Here is a 17,467-nt window from a genome sequence, read left to right as displayed (position 1 = left end):
TCACCATCACCATCCACGCCCGGCGACGGGCAGTTCACCAATGCAAGACACGGCGAAATACCTCGTACACGCGGACATCACGGCCGACGGAGTCGTCGAGCGGTCGGACGTCGTCGGGGCGGTCTTCGGGCAGACCGAAGGCCTCCTCGGCGACGACCTCGACCTCCGGGAGCTGCAGGACTCCTCGAAGGTCGGACGCATCGACGTCGAGATCGACTCCCAGAACGGCCAGTCGTTCGGACACATAACCATCGCGACCAGCCTCGACCAGGTCGAGACCGCCATCCTGGGGGCGGCCCTGGAGACCATCGACCGGGTCGGCCCCTGCCGGTCGACCATCGAGGTCCGGAAGATCGAGGACGTCAGGGCCGCCAAGCGCCGCGAGGTCGTCGAGCGCGCGAAGACGCTGTTCGGTGAGGCCTTCGACGACTCGGTCCGCTCCAGCCGGGACCTCGTCGAGGAGGTCCGCGAGGCGGTCCGGGTCGAGGACATCAGCGAGTACGAGGGCCTCCCGGCCGGCCCCCACGTCGCCGACTCCGACGCCATCGTCGTCGTCGAAGGGCGGGCCGACGTGCTCACGCTCCTCCGGTACGGCATCAAGAACGCCATCGCCGTCGAGGGGACGAGCGTCCCCGACGCCGTCGCCGACCTGACCGAGTCCCGGACCGTCACGGCGTTCCTCGACGGCGACCGCGGGGGCGAGCTGATCCTCAAGGAGCTCGAGCAGGTCGGTGACGTCGACCACGTCGCGTTCGCGCCGGAGGGCCGCTCCGTCGAGGACCTCGCGCGCCACGAGGTGATGACGGCGCTCCGCGAGAAGGTCCCCTACGACCGGGTCGCGGCGGCCGACGACCCGGGCGACGTCGTCCCGAGCGGCGTGGAGCGACCGACCGACGCCGACCCGACGACCGCGGCCGGCGACGGCGCCGCAGCCGAGCCCCAGCCGAACGACCGGCCGGTGAAGACCGACGGCGCGTCGGCCCAGGCGGCGACTCCCGACCCGGAATCGGCGGCCGGCCCCGTCGACGACGCGGCCGACGACACGGTCGACGACGCGCCGACGATGGAGGAGCCCTCCTCGACGTCCACGGCCGCCCCCGAGGACGACGAGAGCGATCCGGAGTCGGAATCCGCCGACGAGCCCGAGACGCTGCGCGGCCACGTCCGGGCGGTCGTCGACGGCGACGCAGGGACGGTCCGGCTGCTCGACGCCGAGTTCGGCGTCGTCGCGAGCGGGCACGCGACGGACGCCTTCGACCTCCTCGCCGACGCGTCGGCCGACGTCACCGCCGTAGTCCTCGACGCGGAACTGGACCAGCGGCTCCTCGACGTGGCGGCCCAGCGCGGCGTCGACCAGATCGTCGCCGCCTCGACCGGCGAGTTCGTCAAGCAACCGACGAGCGTCCGGGTCCGGACCGCCGACCAGCTACTCGCGACGAACGAGGCGTAGGGCGTCGTCGTCCCCGTAGAACCCCGACAACCGCTCGTCGACCTCGAAGCCGAGTGCCTCGTAGAATCGCTGCGCTTCCTGCTCTCCGACCGGCGTCGTGACGACCAGCCCGTCCCCGGATGTCTCCACGGCGACCGCTTCGACCAGGGCCCGTCCGTGGCCCGATCCGCGGTGCTCGGGCGCGACGACCAGCTCCGAGAGCGTCGTCTCTCGACCGGGGAACGCGATAGCGTAGCCGGCGACGTCCCCGTCCGTCTCGACTACGAGCCCGAGGAAGGGACCCTCCAGCGCGGCCGTCACGAGCTCTTGGTCGGCGTACTTGAGGTGACCTTGCAGCGAGCGGACGGCCGGTTCGTCGGCCGACCGCATCGAGCGGACCGTCACAGCGCCAGCGCGACCGCCCCGGCGACGAGGCCGGCCGACAGCGTCGCCAGGAGGTTCACGCCCTGGTTGTCGAGGTGGTGGCCCTCCAGCGTCGCCCCCAGCAGGCTGTCGACGGTCATCCCGACGCCGCCGGCGACCGCGACGGTCACCGCCGGCAGCGGACCGTAGTCGAAGAACCCCCAGCCGAGCAGGGCGATGAGGCCGGACCCGGCCAGCCCCGCGACGGCGCCCTGCCAGGTGACGCCGCCGTCGGTGCCGGGGTCGACACGCTCGAACGTTGTGATGAGCAGCGGGTCGTCGAAGAGCCCGCCGAACTCGCTGGAGAACGTGTCGGCCAGGGCGGCGGCGACGGCGCCCGCGAACGCCAGCCGGAAGACCGCCGGGTCGATCCCGGCTAGCCCGGAGGCGGCGTAGGCGACGACGGCGACCAGCGCGACCGCGGAGTTGGCGAGGACGTTCCCGCTGCCGCGGGCGCCCTCGTTCCGCTGGGCGATGCCGCGGTCGAGCTTCTCCTCGTAGCGGTACTTCGAGGAGAGCCCGCCCAGCCCGAAGAACGTCACCAGCAGGACGAACCAGCCGTAGCCGCCGAGGACGACGGCGAACAGCGCTAGCAGGACGCCGGTGAACATGCCGGTCACCGAGGCCGTCCCGAGCGCGTAGGCGAGGTAGCCGAGCGCGAAGGTGACCGCGAAGCCGACGGCGACGCGCTGGCCGGTCACGCTCGGCGGGTCGAGGCTCAGGAGGAACCACACGAGCAGCCCCGCCGAGAGCAACACCAGCGAGTCGTCGCGGACGTACAGCACCGACCGGATGAGCGCCCCGAGCAGCGCGCCGCTGGCGGCGACGAACGCCACGAGCGGCAGCGCGAACGTCCCGGCGCCGAGGAGGCCGGCGACGAGGATGGCCGCGACGGCGCCGAGCGTCCCCGCGACGGCGAACGCGGTGGTGCCGACCACGAGGTCGGGGTCGTACCGCGAGACGACCGCCTGCCCGAGGTTCCCCGTGGTGAGGACGAACACGCCCGCGACGAACGCGGGGATCGGGAGGTCGAAGGCGACGATGAGGACCGCCAGCCCGGAGACCGCCAGCGAGAACGAGGCGAGGCCGTAGAGACGTCCCTCAGTGCGGTCGCCGGCGTGGGCGAAGAGTTCGAACAGCGGCCCCTCCGTGGAGACGAGCGCGACGGCGGCCACGAGGGCGAAGGGAACCACGGTGCCGACGGCGACGAGCGACCCGCTCGTCCGGCCGTCGAGCGCCGGCGCGAGCAACGCGAGGGCTCCGATCAGCAGAAAGCCGACGGCACGACGTACCTCGCCAGTCACGAACCGAGATTCCGTCGTCGCCCACTTAACCTTCCCGAAGGGGACCGATACGTTCAGGCGACTCCAGGATAACACGCGAACGTGGGGCTGTACGACCGGTATCTGGCGACCCGCGTCCGCACGAGCGACGCCGACGTCCCCGAGCAGGTCGCGCTCGTCATCACCGAACACGACCTCCTCGAGCAGGGCGCCTACGACACCCTGGCGTCGTTCCTCGAGTGGGCCTTCGAGACCGGCGCCGAGCGGGTGCTCATCTACGTGAGCGTCCTCGACAAGGCGGCCGTCCCGACGCTCCGGTCGGCGCTCTCGGACCTCGAGAGCCCGCGGGAGGTCGCGGTCCGCGGCCCGGAGGCCGACGCCGCCGCCGATGCGCCCGTCCAGGTGAGCATCGGCCTCGGGGGCCGCGAGGAGTTCGCCGCCGCCGTCCGCCGCATCGCCGAGGACGCCGCCGCCGGCGACCTCGACCCGGCGGGCGTCGACGAGTCGGAGATCGAGGAGCGGCTCGTCTTCCAGACGCCGCCGGACCTCGTCATCAAGACCGGCGCCGAGCGGCTCTCGGACTTCCTCATCTGGCAGTCGGTCTACTCGGAACTGTACTTCACCGACGTCAACTGGCGGGACTTCCGCCGGCGCGACTACCTGCGGGCAGTCAGGGAGTTCCAGGAGCGCCAGCGCAGGTTCGGACGCTGACCGACGGGAAGCGTCCGAGCCCTGGGAGACGAGCGGAGCGAGTCTCCCCCAGGTTCGGGCGGTAGACCGAGCCCCGGGAGACGAGTGGAGCGAGTCTCCCCCAGGTTCGGGCGGTAGACCGAGCCCCGGGAGACGAGTGGAGCGAGTCTCCCCCAGGTTCGGGCGGTAGACCGAGCCCCGGGAGACGAGTGGAGCGAGTCTCCCCCAGGTTCGGGCGGTAGACCGAGCCCCGGGAGACGAGTGGAGCGAGTCTCCCCCAGGTTCGGGCGGTAGACCGAGCCCCGGGAGACGAGTGGAGCGAGTCTCCCTCAGGTTCGGGCGGTAGACCGGGCCGCCGGCGCGGCTACGTCCTGACGAACTTGCCGGTGCCGTCCTGGGAGACCGTGATCCGGAACGACTCGTAACTGAACTCGACCTCCATGTCCGCCTCGGCAGCCGGCGGGTCGGAGAAGAGATGTTCGAGCATCCCGTCGATACAGCCCCACAGCGGCGTCATCTCGGCCGGGTCGCGCTCGTCGATCCGGCCGATAGCTTCGACGACCGCGACGCCCGGTCGCAATCCGTCCGTGTCGAAGTCCCGGTAGAAGATGTCCTCCTGCTGGGGTTCGTCCATTATATCGCTAGATTGGGCCCGGACGTGTATACGTGTTCGCCAGCGTTTCACATACTCTGTCCCGACCCGGCTCGCCGTCGCGGCTGCGCTACCGCCGACGGCGACGGTTTCGAGCGCCTCGACCGGCGGCTGCCCAACGCTTATTCGGTGTGCTACCCAACCACAGGTGATGGGCATCTTCAGGAAAGCCGGCGAGAAGTTCGAGGAGACCAAGCGGGCGTTCAAGCGGGGCGAAGGGCGAGCGTACGCCTGTACCTCCTGCGAGCGGGCCGTCTCGGAGAACCACGAGCACTGCCCGCACTGCGGCGAGGAGACGGTCGAGCCGGTGGAGTAGCCCCGGTTCTCGCAGGGAGAGAGTTGCGGACACACTCCGGCTCCGAAGTCGGGTGCGGTCAGTCCGCTGACTGATCCGGCTCGGCGACTTCGACGTCTTCGAGTTCGCCGTCCGGCACCGAGTCGCGGAACCGGCCGACGACGCGGCGCGCCTCCTCGAGTTCGACGTCGCCGACCGCCCGCAGCAGCGCGGCGGCGCGCTTGACGCGGGTCCGGCGCCACGACTCCTGGCGCGACTCGTAGGTCCGGATGGCCCGGAGGAAGTCGACGCGGGAGAACTCCGGCCAGTAGGGCGTACAGAAGTAGACGGCCGCCTCGTTGCCGTTGGCGTGCCACGGCAGGAAGTTCGAGGTCCGCTCGTCGCCGCCGGTGCGGATGATGAGGTCCACCGCGCGCGTCGAGCGGGCTGTGAGTCGGTCCTCGATCTCGTCGACGGTGACCTCCGCAGGGTCGAGGTCGCCGGTCGCGGCCTCCCGGGCGACGTCCCGGGCGACGCCGAGCAGTTCGGCGCGGCCGCCGTAGGCGAGCGCGACGTTGAGGAACAGTTCGTCGTAGTGGGCCGTCTGGGACTCGGCGTACTCGATGGCCTCGCGGACGCGCTCGGGGAGCAGGTCGGTCTCGCCGATGGCGCGGATGCGGACCTCCCGGTCGTGGACCTCCTCGTGGTCGGCGAAGCTCCGGAGCTTCTCGCTGATGAGGTCGAACAGCGCCTCGCGCTCGTCGGGCGGGCGCTCGAAGTTCTCCGTCGAGAAGGCGTAGAGGGTGAGCTCCTCGATGCCCATGTCGGCACACCACTGCAGCACCTGCTCGGTCGTGTCGGCGCCGGCCCGGTGGCCCTCGGTCTTCTCGGCACCGTTCTCGCGTGCGTACCGGCGGTTGCCGTCCTGGATGACGGCGACGTGCGTCGGTGCGCCGGTGATCTCCCGTTCGAGGAGCCGCTCGTAGGCGCGTCGCGCAAGCCGACGTGGCCCTCGCTTCATCTATTTCGTCTGGTCGGGGCGCAAACAAATGCGTGTCGGTGTCGAGCCGTGCTCGCGCGCGAGGTGACGACGCCGTTCGGAACCGCGAAACGCCGGACGATAGGCCAGGGGAAGTCTCCGTCCGACAACTTGTTTCCGCCCCTCGTTTAACGTAACCGCCTCCTAACGCGTCAGCTCGGCGGTATGTAGCCGCAGGGTTTTTATCTAATCCCGTCTTCGGGTCAGGTGCAATGGCGAAAGGCGTGGTTGACTTCTTCAACGACACTGGCGGTTACGGATTCATCGAGACTGACGACGCGGACGAGGACGTCTTCTTCCACATGGAGGACGTCGGCGGTCCGGACCTCGAAGAGGGCCAGGAGGTCGAGTTCGACATCGAACAGGCCGACAAGGGTCCCCGAGCGAAGAACCTCGAGCGACTGTAACCCACCGACACAGCTGCACAGCGGACGACTTCGGCGCGGTGCGGGCGATCCTCGTCGCGGACCGTGACCTGTATTACCCTCGATAGCGACCGCTCTGTATGAGCGACGCTATCGACGAGGACCTTTATCAGCGGACGAAGGCGCTGCTCGAGCCCGGCGACATCGAGCTGAACGGCGTCATCGTGCGCACCGACCTGACCGGCGAGGAGGAGCCGACGCTCCACCAGGCGACCCTCGACGTCGGGAACGTCATCGCCGAAGCATCCGGGATCGACCCCAAGGACACCTTCGTCTACTCCGGCAACGACGACCCCGAGTTCGGCGTCAACCAGCACCAGGGCCGCACCCTCGAGGACGAGGCGTTCGTCTGGGAGTGCCAGCAGCTGATGCGCGACGGCACCTACGACGTCGTCTTCTACTACGAGGCCGACGCCGACCAGGAGGCGATCGTCGAGGGCGTCGAGGACCTCGGCTTCGACGCGACGGGCGTCCGCGGCGAGTAGTCGGTCTCGCGACCTCCCTGCGACCGACCGATCGGAGCGGACCCCTTATGGTGCCGAGGCCCCCACCACGGTGTAATGAGTCAGTCCACCGGGCTGGACCGCCTCGACCGGGCGGTCGTCAACGCCTTCCAGGGCGGCTTCCCGGTCGTCGCCGAGCCGTTCGAACCCGCCGCCGAGGCCCTCCGGGAGCGCGGCGTCGACGTCACCGCCGACGAACTCCTCGAGCGCGTCCAGGCGCTCGACGAGGAGGGCGTCCTCACGCGCTTCGGGGCGCTGATTAACGCCCAGGAGATCGGCGGCGCGGCGACGCTCGTCGCGATGCACGCCCCCGAGGAGCGCTTCGAGGAGGTCGCCGAGCAGGTCAACGCCCACCGCGAGGTCGCCCACAACTACGAGCGCGAGCACCCCCACCTCAACATGTGGTTCGTCGTGTCGGTCGCCGACCCCGACGAGGTCGACCGCGTCCTGGCGGACATCGAAGCCGAGACCGGCCAGGAGACCTACAACCTCCCGAAGCAGCGGGAGTTCCGCGTCGAGGCGAAGTTCCTGCTCGACGGGCCGGTCGAGGACGGCGACGTCGACTGCTCGGCCCTGGGGCCGGACGTCGAGGCGGTCGACCGCGACACGCTGACGCCCGAGGAACGCGACCTCGTCGTCGAGATCCAGGGCGGCCTGCCGATCACCGCGACGCCGTACGCCGACGTCGCCGAGGAGTTAGGGGTCGACGCCGACTGGGTCCGCCGGACGATCAAGCGCTTCGACCGGGAGGGCAAGGTCAGGCGAGTCGGCGTCATCCCGAACCACTACGCGCTCGGGTACACCGAGAACGGGATGACCGTCTGGAACGTCCCGGACGACCTCGTCGAGGAGGTCGGCCCGGAGGTCGCCTCCCTTGGGTTCGTCACGCACTGCTACCAGCGGCCCCGCCACGAGGGGGTCTGGCCGTACAACTTCTTCGCGATGACGCACGGCCGCTCTGAAGCGGAGAGCGAGGCGCGCATCCAGGAGGTCAGAGAGACGATGGAGCGGTACTGGGACGTCGGCGACGACGACTGGGACACGCTGTTCTCCACCCGGATCCTGAAGAAGACGGGGATCCGGCTGGACGAGCGCGCCGAGGCGAACACGCGATGACGGCGGCAGGAGAGTCCACGGACGCATGATCCCCCTCTACCACGACTTCACGGGCGAGACGGTCCTCGTCTTCGGCGGCGGGCGCGTCGGCGCCCGGAAGGCCCGGCGGTTCGCTCGCGAGGCCGACGTCGTGGTCGTGAGTCCGACGTTCCCCGACGACGACTACGGCGGCGCCGAACGGGTTCGTGCGTCGCCCGGCGTCGACGACGTCCCCGAGTGGTTCGACCGCACCGACCCGGCGCTGGCGGTCGCCGCGACCAGCGACGAGGCGGTCAACGAGGCCGTCGAGGAGGAAGCGCGCGCCCGCCACGTCCTCGTCAACCGCGCTGACGAGTCGGGCGGCCGCGAGGCCGGCAGCGTCGTCGTCCCCGCGACGGTCCGGGACGGCGACGTGGTCGTCTCCGTCTCGACGGGCGGCGCGAGCCCGGCGCTGGCGAAGGAGCTCCGGAAGCGCGTCGAGTCCGAGATCGGGGGCGCGGGCGAACTCGCCGAACTGACCGGCGAAGTGCGGGAGGAGTTAAAAGACCGGGGCGTGGACCCGTCGGTTCGCCGGGAAGCGCTCCGTCAGGTGGTGCAATCCCCGCAGGTTTGGAAGGATTTAGGTACCGGGAGGGACAAGCCACGGCGAACAGTAGACGCCGTCGTCGACGCGGCGTTGGGTGAACTGGAGTGACCAAAGGAACAGGAATCATCGCCGGCGTGAGCGTCTCACACAGCCACGCGAGCGTCGAACAGATCGAGGCCGCCTGCACGGACTCACAGCGAGCGGCCGTCGAACGCCTCCACGAACAGCGCGGCATCTCCGAGGCGTTCGTCCTCCAGACGTGCAACCGCGCGGAGGCGTACGTCGTCGCCGACGACGAAGCGACGGCCAGGGCCGTCCTCGACGACCACGTCGGCGACGTCGACGGCGACGCGGTGCGCGACCTCGGCCACGAGGCCAGCCTCCGGCACCTGCTGCGGGTCGCCTGCGGGCTCGAGTCGCTCGTCCTCGGCGAGGACCAGATCATCGGGCAGGTCCGGCAGGCCTACGAGGACGCCCGCGGCGCCGGCGCCGTGGGTCCGACGCTCGACGACGCGATCCTCAAGGCGCTGCACGTCGGCGAGCGCGCCCGCACCGAGACGACGATCAACGAGGGCGTCGTCTCGCTGGGGTCGGCGGCCGTCCGGCTGGCCGAGGCCGAGCGCGACCTCGCCAACGCCACCGCGCTCGTCGTCGGCGCCGGCGAGATGGCGACGCTGGCCGCCCAGTCGCTCGCCGAAGCCGTCGACCGCGTCGTGATCGCCAACCGGACGCTCCCCCACGCCGAGCACGTCGTCAACGAGATCGACGCCGACGCGACCGCCGTCGGCCTCGCCGCGCTCCCGGCCGCCGCCGAGACCGCGGACCTCGTCATCACGGCGACCGGCAGCGACGACCACGTCGTCGGCCGCGACGTGCTCGCCGACGCCGGCGAGACGCTCGTCATCGACATCGCCCAGCCGCGGGATGTCGCCCCGGGGGCCGACGACGTCGACGGCGTGACAGTCCGCGACCTCGACGCCATCGAGGCGGTCACCGACCGCACGCGCGAGCAGCGCCGCGAGGCCGCCGAGGCCGTCGAGGCGATGATCGACGAGGAGTTCGACCACCTCATCAGCCAGTACAAGCGCAAGCGCGCCGACCAGGTCATCGCCGCGATGTACGAGGGCGCAGAACGGATGAAGGCCCGCGAGCTCCGCACCGCGGTCGCGAAGCTGGAAGCCGAGACCGACGGCGAGGTGACCGACGAGCAGCGCGAGATCCTCGAGTCGATGGCCGACGCCCTCGTCGGCCAGCTGCTCTCGGCGCCGACCCAGAGCCTCCGGGACGCCGCCGAGAACGACGACTGGTCGACCATCAACACCGCCCTCCAGCTATTCGACCCCGGCCTGGACGACACGATGGACATCCCCTCGATCCCCGACGGCCCCGACGGCATCCCCGAGGAGATGCGCGAACAGATGCCAGCCGCCGTCCTCGAACAGCTATCGGCGGAAGAGGACTGAGATCCGCCGCTCGGACGAGTAGGTGCACGGAACCAGTCGGTCGTTCCGACGACGTCAATTCTACTGATTCTCCGGTTGGACAGTCGGCGATGCCGGCCACCGTGAAAAATCCGAGTCGGCCCGCGCCGCCGTGTACCCCTACCCGGTCCGCCGCCGTGGTGTTCCACGCGACGGTCATTTCCTCGGCGCGGTTACCTGTACCGGGAGGCGAGTTTCGTATAAGCTTTCTGCGTGACTCACCGGGACGATGGGTCGGTATCCCACGGGAGCCGTGCGAACGTTCTTGGCCGTTTCCGGTCTAGACCGGGTATGCCGCAGGAGGAGTCCCGCGACGTGGCCTTCGAGCTGAAGGAGCGTGCGATGGACGAGGCGCCGGTCGGCATCACGATCTCGGACCCTCGCCGCGAGGACAACCCGCTGGTCTACGTCAACGACGCATTCGAGCGTCTCACGGGCTACTCGCGGGAAGCCGTGCTCGGCCGGAACTGCCGGTTCCTCCAGGGCGAACGGACCGACCCGTCGGCAGTCGCGGAACTCCGGTCGGCGATCGAGGCAGCCAGGCCGGTCACCGTCGAACTCGTCAACTACCGTAGCGACGGGGAGCCGTTCTGGAACGAAGTGACAGTCGCGCCGCTCCGAGACGCCGACAGCGAGGTGACGAACTACGTTGGCTTCCAGGTGGACGTCACGCGGCGGAAGGAGGCCCAGCTGGCGCTGGCGGACGAGCGCGAGCGCCTCGATCGGCTGGTCGACCGGATCAACGGGTTACTCGCCGACGTGACCGAGCTATTGATGCACGGTGTCGACCGCCGGGAGACCGAGCGCGCGATCGTCGAACGGATCGCGGCGACGGACGCCTACGCGGCGGCCTGGATCGGCGAGCCGGACCTGGCCCGGGAGGTCCTCGTCACCGCCGCTGCGGCCGGCTTCGACGGTTCGCTCGACGAACAGACCCTCGAGTTAGACGGCACCTCAGCGGCCGCCCGTGCGTACCGTGATCGGACCGTGGTGACCACCGAGACCGGCGAGGGCTCCCGTTTCGGGTCCGACACGTCGGACGGCGCCCTGGCCGCCGTCCCGCTCGTGTACGGCGACGCGATTTACGGCGTCCTGGTGGTCAGAGGGGTCACGGCGGACGCGCTCGACGAACGCGAACGGGTGGTGCTGGAGGCGGTCGGGCGGAGCATGGCGACCGCGGTGAACGCGGTCCAGAACCGCCGGGCGCTCGCGGCGGACGACGTCGTCGAACTCGAGTTCTCGATCGCGGACCGGGCGTTCTTCCCAGTCGCGCTGGCCGACGCCTGGGACTGTCGACTCGACTACCGCGGCGCCGCCGCTAGCGGAGACGCCGGCCTTCGGCTCTTCGTCGACGCTGTCGGCGGCCCGGGACCGCCGGCCGAGTCGGCAGTAGACGTCGACGACGTGGAGTCGGCCGCCCGCGTCGGCGGTGAGGACTCGACACTGGTAGAGCTCCGGCTCGCGCCCGGGTCGGTCGTCGAGCGCATCGCCGAACGTGGCGGGGAACTCCGCTCGCTGACGGCCGAGCGGGGCGTCGGGGAACTCGAGGTCGTGATCCCCGCCGAGATCGGGGGTCGCGTCATCCTCGAACTCCTGGAGGACCGGTACGAGGACGTCGAACTGCTCGCCCACCGTGAGTCAGACCAGCGGCCATCAACGCAGTCGGCGTTCGGCGCCGCTCACGAGGCGGCCCTCACCGAGCGCCAGGCGACGGCCCTGCGGAGCGCCTTCTTCAGCGGGTACTACGACCAGCAGCGGACAGTCTCCGGTGACGAGCTCGCGAACATGATGGGGATCTCCCGGGCGACGTTCCATCAGCACCTCCGGGCCGCCGAACGGAAGGTGTTCGCAGCACTCCTCGAGGGGACCGCGCCACACACTTACTAGTAAGGCATCCCCGGTATCCGTCCGAGACTGGTAACTCAGGGTGCGTCGACGACGCACCCATCGACCCATGACACCTCAGCTACCCCGGATCGACACTGCGAAGGCGATCCAGCGACGCACCGGTCGGACGTTCCACCTCGCGACGCGACTGCTCCCCGAACGGGCCCGGCTCCCGACGTACGCGCTGTACGCGTTCTTCCGGGTCGCCGACGACGTGGTCGACGACCCCGACCCGTCGTCGGTCGCCGACCAGCGTCGCGACCTCGCGGCCGTCCGCGCCCAGGCACTCGGCGAGCGCGAACCGACCGGCGAGGCCCTCGAGGCGTTCGCGGCGGTCCGGGAGGCCCACGACCTGGACGACCGCGAGATCGATATCTTCCTCGACGCCATGGCGCGGGACCTCGAACAGGACCGGTACGACACCGCCGCCGAACTCGACGAGTACCTTCGGGGCTCGTCCGTCGCCGTGGCGCACCTCCTGCTGGACGTGTTCGCGCCGGACCTCGACCCGGCGGCGCGGCCCCACGCCGCGGCACTCGCCGAGGCGTTCCAGCTCACCAACTTCCTGCGGGACGTCCGCGAAGACGTCGCGGAGTACGACCGGATCTACCTGCCCCGCGAGACGCTGCAGCGGCACGGCGTCGATCACGCGGCCGTCGAGTCGCTGACGTTCTCCGAGGGGATGGCTGACGTCATCCGCGAGGAACTCGAGCGGACCGAGGCCCGCTACCGCGAGGGCGTCGCGGGTATCCGCTACCTCCCCGAGGACGTCCAGTTCGGCGTCTTGCTCGCCGCGGTCCTCTACGCGGAGCACCACCGCCTCATCCGGCGGCAGGGGTACGACGTCGTCTCGCAGACGCCGTCGCTGTCGACGGCCCGGCGGCTCGCACTGGCGGCCCGGACCTGGTACCACTGGCGCCGGTCCCACGACCCGGAGGCGGTCTTCGAGGCCGTGAGCGCGGTACCGGAAACGGCCCCCAGCGGTCGAAGTACCGGGTCTCGGTTGGCGGAGGAGACGACCACCAGCGAGGCCCCGCTACGGGACTCGGGCCGACCGCAATCGAGTTGAGAGGGACGACAAAGGCAGGAGATGTAGAATGCAACCGGGGCGCAGATCTATGAACGCTCCCGTGTCGAGCACCGACACGCAGAACCCATATACCGGCCGAGAGGCTACGACAGGGCAATGGACGAATCGCCCTCGGCGCAGACGCAGCCTCGTATCTACACAGCACCGCGTACGGACGTCTCGCAGAACCAGGGGAAGTTCCGGATCCACCTCGACTTCCCCGGTCGAGCGGTCCCCGACCACGACGACCACGGCTACGGGCCGCTCGCGACCGTCGTCGAGTCGTTCATGGACCCAGGGACGCGCATCCGGATGCACCAGCACCGCAACGAGGAGATCATCTCGTGGGTCCCGGACGGGGTGATGCGTCACGACGACCGCCAGGGCAACGAACTCGTGACGGACGCCGAGCACCTGATGGTGATGAATGCCGGCAGCGGCTTCTGGCACGCCGAGGAGACGCTCGCCGACGACCCGCCGCTGCGGATGCTCCAGATCTTCGTCCGTCCGCACAGTCTCGACCTCGAACCGGGCATCCAGTACGAACCGATCCCCGACCCCGTTGCCAACGAGTGGCGGCACCTGTTCGGTCCCGAGGGGACCGACGCCCCGCTGTCGGTCCGCAACGACGTCCACCTCTACGACTGCCGACTCGCGTCCGGCGCCACGACCACGCTCCCGTCACGGTCGGGCTGGCACACGTATCTGTACGTCTTCGAGGGAGCGGTCGACGTCGGTGCGGAGCGCGTGGGGTACACCGAGAGCGCGCTCGTTATGGGAGACAGCGACGTACCCGTCACCGCAATCGAGGACTCGACCATCGTCGCGTTCGTCATCGACCCCGACGCCCCGATCACGCGACAGGGGACGATCGGTCGCTGAGATACCGGCGAGGAGTCGCCGACGGATCCGCTGGCCGTTCTCGAAGTGACGGGTCTGTTATTATGCTTCGTCGGCAGTCGGTGTGACCGTTACAGGCGGACACCCCGCATCGGTCCTCGTATAGCCGATGGTGACCGCCGCGTCGTGTACGTGGATCTCGATTCGCGGGTGATTGCAATCGGCGAGGTCTCGCATCGGGACGGCGAGAGTTTCCTCGTACCGCTCACCCGCGATGTCGACGCGGAGGCGATATGCACCGGCCGCTTCGAATTCGCCGATTCCCACCGACTCATCGGGACGAAACTCGTAGGTGTGGTTTCGCACCTCTCGGAAGTCGTCTTCAGATTCGGGACGAATTTCCAGGGTAACAGCGACTGTGTAGGAGGCACTCCGCACGTTTCTGCCGGTGACCGTCACCGGTGTTTGCAACACGTACTTCGGTTCCTCGTAGGGCGTTCGTGAGCCGTTCTCCGCCGGGGTCGTCGGCTCGTACTGCAATCCGCCTCGAGAGTCCGGTGTTGTCGTCCGATTGTCCTCCCGCTCGTTCGGCAGGAGACTACTACACCCTGTGATTCCGACAGCTACCATCGGTATTACCTGCAGGAACTGTCGCCGCTTGGAGGGCATACGATTTCAACACCACTACGACGTGAAAAATATTCGCTCGTTACGTTCCTTGCATAGAGCGATTCAGGTGGGATATTGTTCCAGCGAGTTGTGACTGAATCGGCCGAATGACTGAGCCTGCGAACTGAAAGTTTCGCACCTGCACTTTTCTTCGGTGAACACTTAACAAGGAGTTCAACATCCATCGGGATATGGAACGCACGCGCCGGGATTCCCTCATTGCCCTCCTCATCGGGGGTGGAATAAGCGGCAGTCTCTACTGGCTAAGTGGTTATCTCAGCCTCGCTCTTGTAACTGGGCTTTGCTGGGTCTGTGGTCTCAAATTCTCCCTCCACATCGGACACCTGTATCCGGCTTACACCACGGGCAATACGTGGGCCGATAAACGGTGGACTTCACTGAGTGTCGGACTCGTGACGCTCGCCGCTCTCATCGGTGTGAGTCCAATGCTCCCCATTTCGAATGAACTGCGTCTCGGACTCGGCTTCCTTGTTCTAGGCGCTGGACTCGTAGCATACGCAGCGGGCACACTTGCTGTATTAGAACGAGTAGAAGGCGATTCGAACGAGACGACCACCTCAACCCCCGAAACACAGGCTTCAACAGACGGCGATTGATATTAACGAAGCCCAAACCCGCCTCCTCTGCTGTTACCACTCCTACCTGTACTCACCGATTCATCCGACCCCTATACTGCCTGACCCGGTAAACTGCGGCAAATGTGGAATAGATGTAGCGGTGACAGAAGTGAAACTCTGATTAGATCGAATGGACTGGATTAGTTCTGCCCAGCGTGTTGGAAGACCGGGTGAGCTGAGCGTTTGAAAGCGACTTGGAGTGATGTCCAAATCAGCAGGGGAAATTGAGAGCCATGAACTACGTGAGGCTACTCTCAGCCCGTTTCACTCGTGAAATCAAACTAATAGAACTGTCTTTTTTGAAATCCCCGAGACAGCCATTGCAGAGGAACATCCTGTGCGAACCACCATTCGAATAGCTCAACTCCATCAACGCTGCATTGCTACTGAGACACTTGTGACACTCGATAGTTCTTCTCGGGGTTACTGCGGGATAACGCGTGGGACTGGAGACGGCAACTGGTTATTGCAGCGGTCCCATCAGCGGTTCGACGGAGCGGTCAGCTACGTCCCTGTGATTGCGTACGTGGCCCCACAGTCACACTGGACCCCATCATCTTGTTGACCAAACGGTACGTCTACCCCACAGTCACAACGAAACCTTCCTTGCGAATCCACCTTGAATCTCGTAGATCGGTCGAATCGGTTCGGGAATCAGGAATAATCGCTTCCTGCAATCCGTGGTGTCTGCGACAGGTGTAACGATCGGCGAGTTAGCAACTCGCCCGGAGGGCTGGATAGTCGTCGAACCAGGGATTCGCGTCTTCGTACGCGGCGCTCGCGGCGATGACCCGTTCGTCGGCGAGGTGGGGGCCGACCACCTGCATTCCCACCGGGAGCCCGCCATCGGTCAGCCCCGCCGGAACCGACGCGGCCGGATTGCCGGTCAAGTTGAACACGACCGTGAGTAGCCAGCCGATGATCGGGTCCACCTCGACGCCCTGGATCTCGGTCGGTCCGAGCACGTCGTTTCGGATCGGCGGCACCGCGAGCGTGGGCGTGACGAGCAGATCGTACTCGTCGAACACTGACGCGATACCGTTCAAGACCGTCGTCCGGGGGCCTTTGTTACCCACGACGTCGACGCCGCTGAGTTCCTGCCCGCTCTCGACGATATCGACCAGCGCCTCCGGAAAGAGGTCGCTGTCTTCGCCTGTCATGTCGATCCCGTCCTCGGCCAGGGACGAGGCGAGGTTCGCGTACGAGACGTCCCACTTGATCGCCACCGTCTCCATGAGTTCTTCGTAACTGAGCCCGAGGTCGACGTCGACCTCCGTGACCTCCGCGCCGGCATCACGGATCGTCCAGACGGCATCGTCGACGACGCTCCGCACCCGCTCGTCGACCGGAAAGACGCCGAGATCCGGGCTGTAGGCGACCGAGAGCCCCTCGACGCCGTGGTCGAGTGCGCCCATGTAATCGACAGTATCGGGCTTCGTATGGGGGTCTCGATTGATGGGTCCGGCCATCACCGAGAGAACGAGCGCCGCCTCGGCGACAGTCCGCGTGAGGACGCTGTGATGGAAGAACGTCTGTCCCGGTCGAAACGGGGAGCCGTTGGGGGAGCCGATTCGGCGGAACGTGAGTTTCAGCCCGTACGTCCCGGTGAAGGACGCCGGAATCCGGATCGAGCCGGCGCCGTCGGTACCAGTCGCGAACGGGAGGAGCCCGTCGGCGACCGCCGCGGCACTGCCGCCCGAGGACCCGCCCGCGTTCCGGTCGAGGTCGAACGGCGTCGACGTAGGGCCGGTGAGTAAGTTGTCCGTCTTCCCCATGTAGCCGAACTCGGGTAGGTTCGTCTTGCCGAGTGGAATCGCGCCCGCGTCGATGAGTCGTTGGATGGCGTGCGTCGTGCTCTCGGCGGTCCGGTCGTCGAACGCCAGCGAACCGCCGGTAAAGCGCACGTCACGTAGCGCTTGATTGTCCTTGACCGCGAACGAGACGCCGTGTAACGGGCCCAGGTCGTCCCCGTTCTCGACTGCCTGTTCGGCTCGCTGGGCGGCTTCACGTGCCCGGTCCGGTGTCAGGGTGATGAACGCGTTCAGGTCGGCTTCCCGCTCGTCGATCCGTCCGAGGTACCGGTCGACGAGTTCGACCGGTGATACCTCACCATCCCGGACATCGCTGGCGAGCGTCACTGTCGACGTGAAGTAATCACGCGGCTCCAGGTCCTCTCCCGCCGTGTCCTCGATAGCTATCCCCGCACCGTTGTTCGCCGTCACGCCGTTGCTGGCACCGAGAAACGCCGCCCCGCCGGCAAGGACGCCTTTCAGGACACTCCGTCTTCCGATTTCATTCCGCCTCGGATTGTGGTTGTCATTATCTGGCATGACGGGCAGACTTGCGACCTATCGTTAATTATGCATTTCTGCCCGCTGGTGTGTAGTTTCTATAGATATTGCGTGAATATAATATCCGATATGAACCAATAGCGTTCCATCGGTTGCCACTCACGGGGTATCCCCGTTTTCCAGTCTAGAATCT

18 protein-coding genes are annotated in these 17,467 nt (G+C 67.7%); 12 read left to right on the top strand and 6 right to left on the bottom strand.

Annotated elements, in window-relative coordinates:
* Positions 1–40: 40 nt before the first annotated feature.
* The gene (gene dnaG, locus HWV07_RS17095; RefSeq protein WP_178335480.1) at positions 41–1,450 is read left to right on the top strand and encodes a DNA primase DnaG; all 1,410 of its coding nucleotides are present in this window, start codon (positions 41–43) and stop codon (positions 1,448–1,450) included.
* Here the strand turns inward: dnaG and HWV07_RS17090 are convergent.
* Positions 1,427–1,834: a GNAT family N-acetyltransferase gene (locus HWV07_RS17090; RefSeq protein ID WP_178335479.1), complete on the bottom strand. Its 408-nt coding sequence runs from the start codon at positions 1,832–1,834 to the stop codon at positions 1,427–1,429. The two genes, dnaG and HWV07_RS17090, sit on opposite strands and share 24 nt — an antisense overlap.
* A complete protein-coding gene (locus tag HWV07_RS17085; RefSeq protein ID WP_178335478.1) occupies positions 1,831–3,156 on the bottom strand; it encodes a DUF92 domain-containing protein in 1,326 nt (441 codons plus the stop codon). The genes HWV07_RS17090 and HWV07_RS17085 overlap by 4 nt, the downstream gene beginning before the upstream one ends.
* A gap of 81 nt (positions 3,157–3,237) precedes the next feature.
* On the opposite strand from HWV07_RS17085, the gene HWV07_RS17080 reads away from it, so the two are divergent.
* The gene (locus HWV07_RS17080; RefSeq protein WP_178335477.1) at positions 3,238–3,846 is read left to right on the top strand and encodes an undecaprenyl diphosphate synthase family protein; all 609 of its coding nucleotides are present in this window, start codon (positions 3,238–3,240) and stop codon (positions 3,844–3,846) included.
* Positions 3,847–4,189: 343 nt separating this feature from the next.
* On the opposite strand, the gene HWV07_RS17075 is transcribed toward HWV07_RS17080, so the two are convergent.
* Positions 4,190–4,459, bottom strand: a complete 270-nt coding sequence (locus HWV07_RS17075) for a HalOD1 output domain-containing protein (protein WP_178335476.1) — start codon at positions 4,457–4,459, stop codon at positions 4,190–4,192.
* A 169-nt stretch (positions 4,460–4,628) separates the two neighbouring features.
* Between HWV07_RS17075 and HWV07_RS17070 the strand changes: the two genes are divergently transcribed.
* The gene (locus HWV07_RS17070) at positions 4,629–4,793 is read left to right on the top strand and encodes a PhlB family protein (RefSeq protein WP_178335475.1); all 165 of its coding nucleotides are present in this window, start codon (positions 4,629–4,631) and stop codon (positions 4,791–4,793) included.
* Positions 4,794–4,851: 58 nt separating this feature from the next.
* Here the strand turns inward: HWV07_RS17070 and uppS are convergent, their stop codons facing one another.
* Positions 4,852–5,772 carry a polyprenyl diphosphate synthase gene (gene uppS, locus HWV07_RS17065; protein ID WP_178335474.1) on the bottom strand — a complete coding sequence of 307 codons (921 nt, stop codon included), beginning with the start codon at positions 5,770–5,772 and terminating at the stop codon, positions 4,852–4,854.
* A 230-nt stretch (positions 5,773–6,002) separates the two neighbouring features.
* Between uppS and HWV07_RS17060 the strand changes: the two genes are divergently transcribed.
* The 8 genes from HWV07_RS17060 to HWV07_RS17025 all read left to right on the top strand — a co-directional run bounded on the left by HWV07_RS17060 (position 6,003) and on the right by HWV07_RS17025 (position 13,718).
* Positions 6,003–6,197: a cold-shock protein gene (locus HWV07_RS17060; RefSeq protein ID WP_178335473.1), complete on the top strand. Its 195-nt coding sequence runs from the start codon at positions 6,003–6,005 to the stop codon at positions 6,195–6,197.
* A gap of 98 nt (positions 6,198–6,295) precedes the next feature.
* Entirely contained in the window at positions 6,296–6,700 is a 405-nt protein-coding gene (locus HWV07_RS17055) for a DUF5778 family protein (protein ID WP_178335472.1), read from the top strand.
* A 75-nt stretch (positions 6,701–6,775) separates the two neighbouring features.
* Positions 6,776–7,834 (top strand): siroheme decarboxylase subunit beta, encoded by a 1,059-nt coding sequence (gene ahbB / locus HWV07_RS17050; protein ID WP_178335471.1) that lies wholly within the window; start codon positions 6,776–6,778, stop codon positions 7,832–7,834.
* A gap of 25 nt (positions 7,835–7,859) precedes the next feature.
* Complete coding sequence (locus tag HWV07_RS17045; protein WP_178335470.1) at positions 7,860–8,507, top strand: precorrin-2 dehydrogenase/sirohydrochlorin ferrochelatase family protein; 648 nt, start codon at positions 7,860–7,862, stop codon at positions 8,505–8,507.
* Positions 8,504–9,862, top strand: a complete 1,359-nt coding sequence (gene hemA / locus HWV07_RS17040) for a glutamyl-tRNA reductase (protein WP_178335469.1) — start codon at positions 8,504–8,506, stop codon at positions 9,860–9,862. The genes HWV07_RS17045 and hemA overlap by 4 nt, the downstream gene beginning before the upstream one ends.
* Positions 9,863–10,171: 309 nt before the next feature.
* Positions 10,172–11,767 carry a bacterio-opsin activator domain-containing protein gene (locus HWV07_RS17035; RefSeq protein WP_178335468.1) on the top strand — a complete coding sequence of 532 codons (1,596 nt, stop codon included), beginning with the start codon at positions 10,172–10,174 and terminating at the stop codon, positions 11,765–11,767.
* Positions 11,768–11,834: 67 nt separating this feature from the next.
* Positions 11,835–12,836, top strand: coding sequence for a phytoene/squalene synthase family protein (locus HWV07_RS17030; RefSeq protein WP_178335467.1), 1,002 nt, complete (start codon positions 11,835–11,837; stop codon positions 12,834–12,836).
* Between the two features lie 117 nt (positions 12,837–12,953).
* Positions 12,954–13,718, top strand: coding sequence for a pirin family protein (locus tag HWV07_RS17025; protein ID WP_178335466.1), 765 nt, complete (start codon positions 12,954–12,956; stop codon positions 13,716–13,718).
* A gap of 60 nt (positions 13,719–13,778) precedes the next feature.
* On the opposite strand, the gene HWV07_RS17020 is transcribed toward HWV07_RS17025, so the two are convergent.
* Complete coding sequence (locus HWV07_RS17020) at positions 13,779–14,345, bottom strand: hypothetical protein (protein ID WP_178335465.1); 567 nt, start codon at positions 14,343–14,345, stop codon at positions 13,779–13,781.
* 191 nt (positions 14,346–14,536) lie between these two features.
* On the opposite strand from HWV07_RS17020, the gene HWV07_RS17015 reads away from it, so the two are divergent.
* On the top strand, positions 14,537–14,962 hold the full coding sequence (locus tag HWV07_RS17015; RefSeq protein WP_178335464.1) for a sterol desaturase: 426 nt from the start codon (positions 14,537–14,539) through the stop codon (positions 14,960–14,962).
* Positions 14,963–15,696: 734 nt separating this feature from the next.
* Here HWV07_RS17015 and HWV07_RS17010 read toward each other — a convergent pair.
* A complete protein-coding gene (locus HWV07_RS17010; protein WP_211694161.1) occupies positions 15,697–17,205 on the bottom strand; it encodes an amidase in 1,509 nt (502 codons plus the stop codon).
* Between the last annotated feature and the right edge of the window lie 262 nt (positions 17,206–17,467).

The organism is Natronomonas salina, assembly GCF_013391105.1.
Taxonomy (GTDB): domain Archaea; phylum Halobacteriota; class Halobacteria; order Halobacteriales; family Haloarculaceae; genus Natronomonas; species Natronomonas salina.
Note: the sequence above shows the minus strand (reverse complement) of the source record. Positions and strands in the feature narration are given on the sequence as shown.

What these genes read in the sequence shown, in the direction of transcription:
- dnaG (WP_178335480.1), top strand. Translation starts at nt 41, where the DNA reads ATGCAAGACACGGCGAAATACCTCGTACACGCGGACATCACGGCCGAC.
- HWV07_RS17075 (WP_178335476.1), bottom strand. Translation starts at nt 4,459, where the DNA reads ATGGACGAACCCCAGCAGGAGGACATCTTCTACCGGGACTTCGACACG.
- HWV07_RS17070 (WP_178335475.1), top strand. Translation starts at nt 4,629, where the DNA reads ATGGGCATCTTCAGGAAAGCCGGCGAGAAGTTCGAGGAGACCAAGCGG.
- uppS (WP_178335474.1), bottom strand. Translation starts at nt 5,772, where the DNA reads ATGAAGCGAGGGCCACGTCGGCTTGCGCGACGCGCCTACGAGCGGCTC.
- HWV07_RS17060 (WP_178335473.1), top strand. Translation starts at nt 6,003, where the DNA reads ATGGCGAAAGGCGTGGTTGACTTCTTCAACGACACTGGCGGTTACGGA.
- HWV07_RS17055 (WP_178335472.1), top strand. Translation starts at nt 6,296, where the DNA reads ATGAGCGACGCTATCGACGAGGACCTTTATCAGCGGACGAAGGCGCTG.
- ahbB (WP_178335471.1), top strand. Translation starts at nt 6,776, where the DNA reads ATGAGTCAGTCCACCGGGCTGGACCGCCTCGACCGGGCGGTCGTCAAC.
- HWV07_RS17045 (WP_178335470.1), top strand. Translation starts at nt 7,860, where the DNA reads ATGATCCCCCTCTACCACGACTTCACGGGCGAGACGGTCCTCGTCTTC.
- HWV07_RS17035 (WP_178335468.1), top strand. Translation starts at nt 10,172, where the DNA reads ATGCCGCAGGAGGAGTCCCGCGACGTGGCCTTCGAGCTGAAGGAGCGT.
- HWV07_RS17030 (WP_178335467.1), top strand. Translation starts at nt 11,835, where the DNA reads ATGACACCTCAGCTACCCCGGATCGACACTGCGAAGGCGATCCAGCGA.
- HWV07_RS17025 (WP_178335466.1), top strand. Translation starts at nt 12,954, where the DNA reads ATGGACGAATCGCCCTCGGCGCAGACGCAGCCTCGTATCTACACAGCA.
- HWV07_RS17020 (WP_178335465.1), bottom strand. Translation starts at nt 14,345, where the DNA reads ATGCCCTCCAAGCGGCGACAGTTCCTGCAGGTAATACCGATGGTAGCT.
- HWV07_RS17015 (WP_178335464.1), top strand. Translation starts at nt 14,537, where the DNA reads ATGGAACGCACGCGCCGGGATTCCCTCATTGCCCTCCTCATCGGGGGT.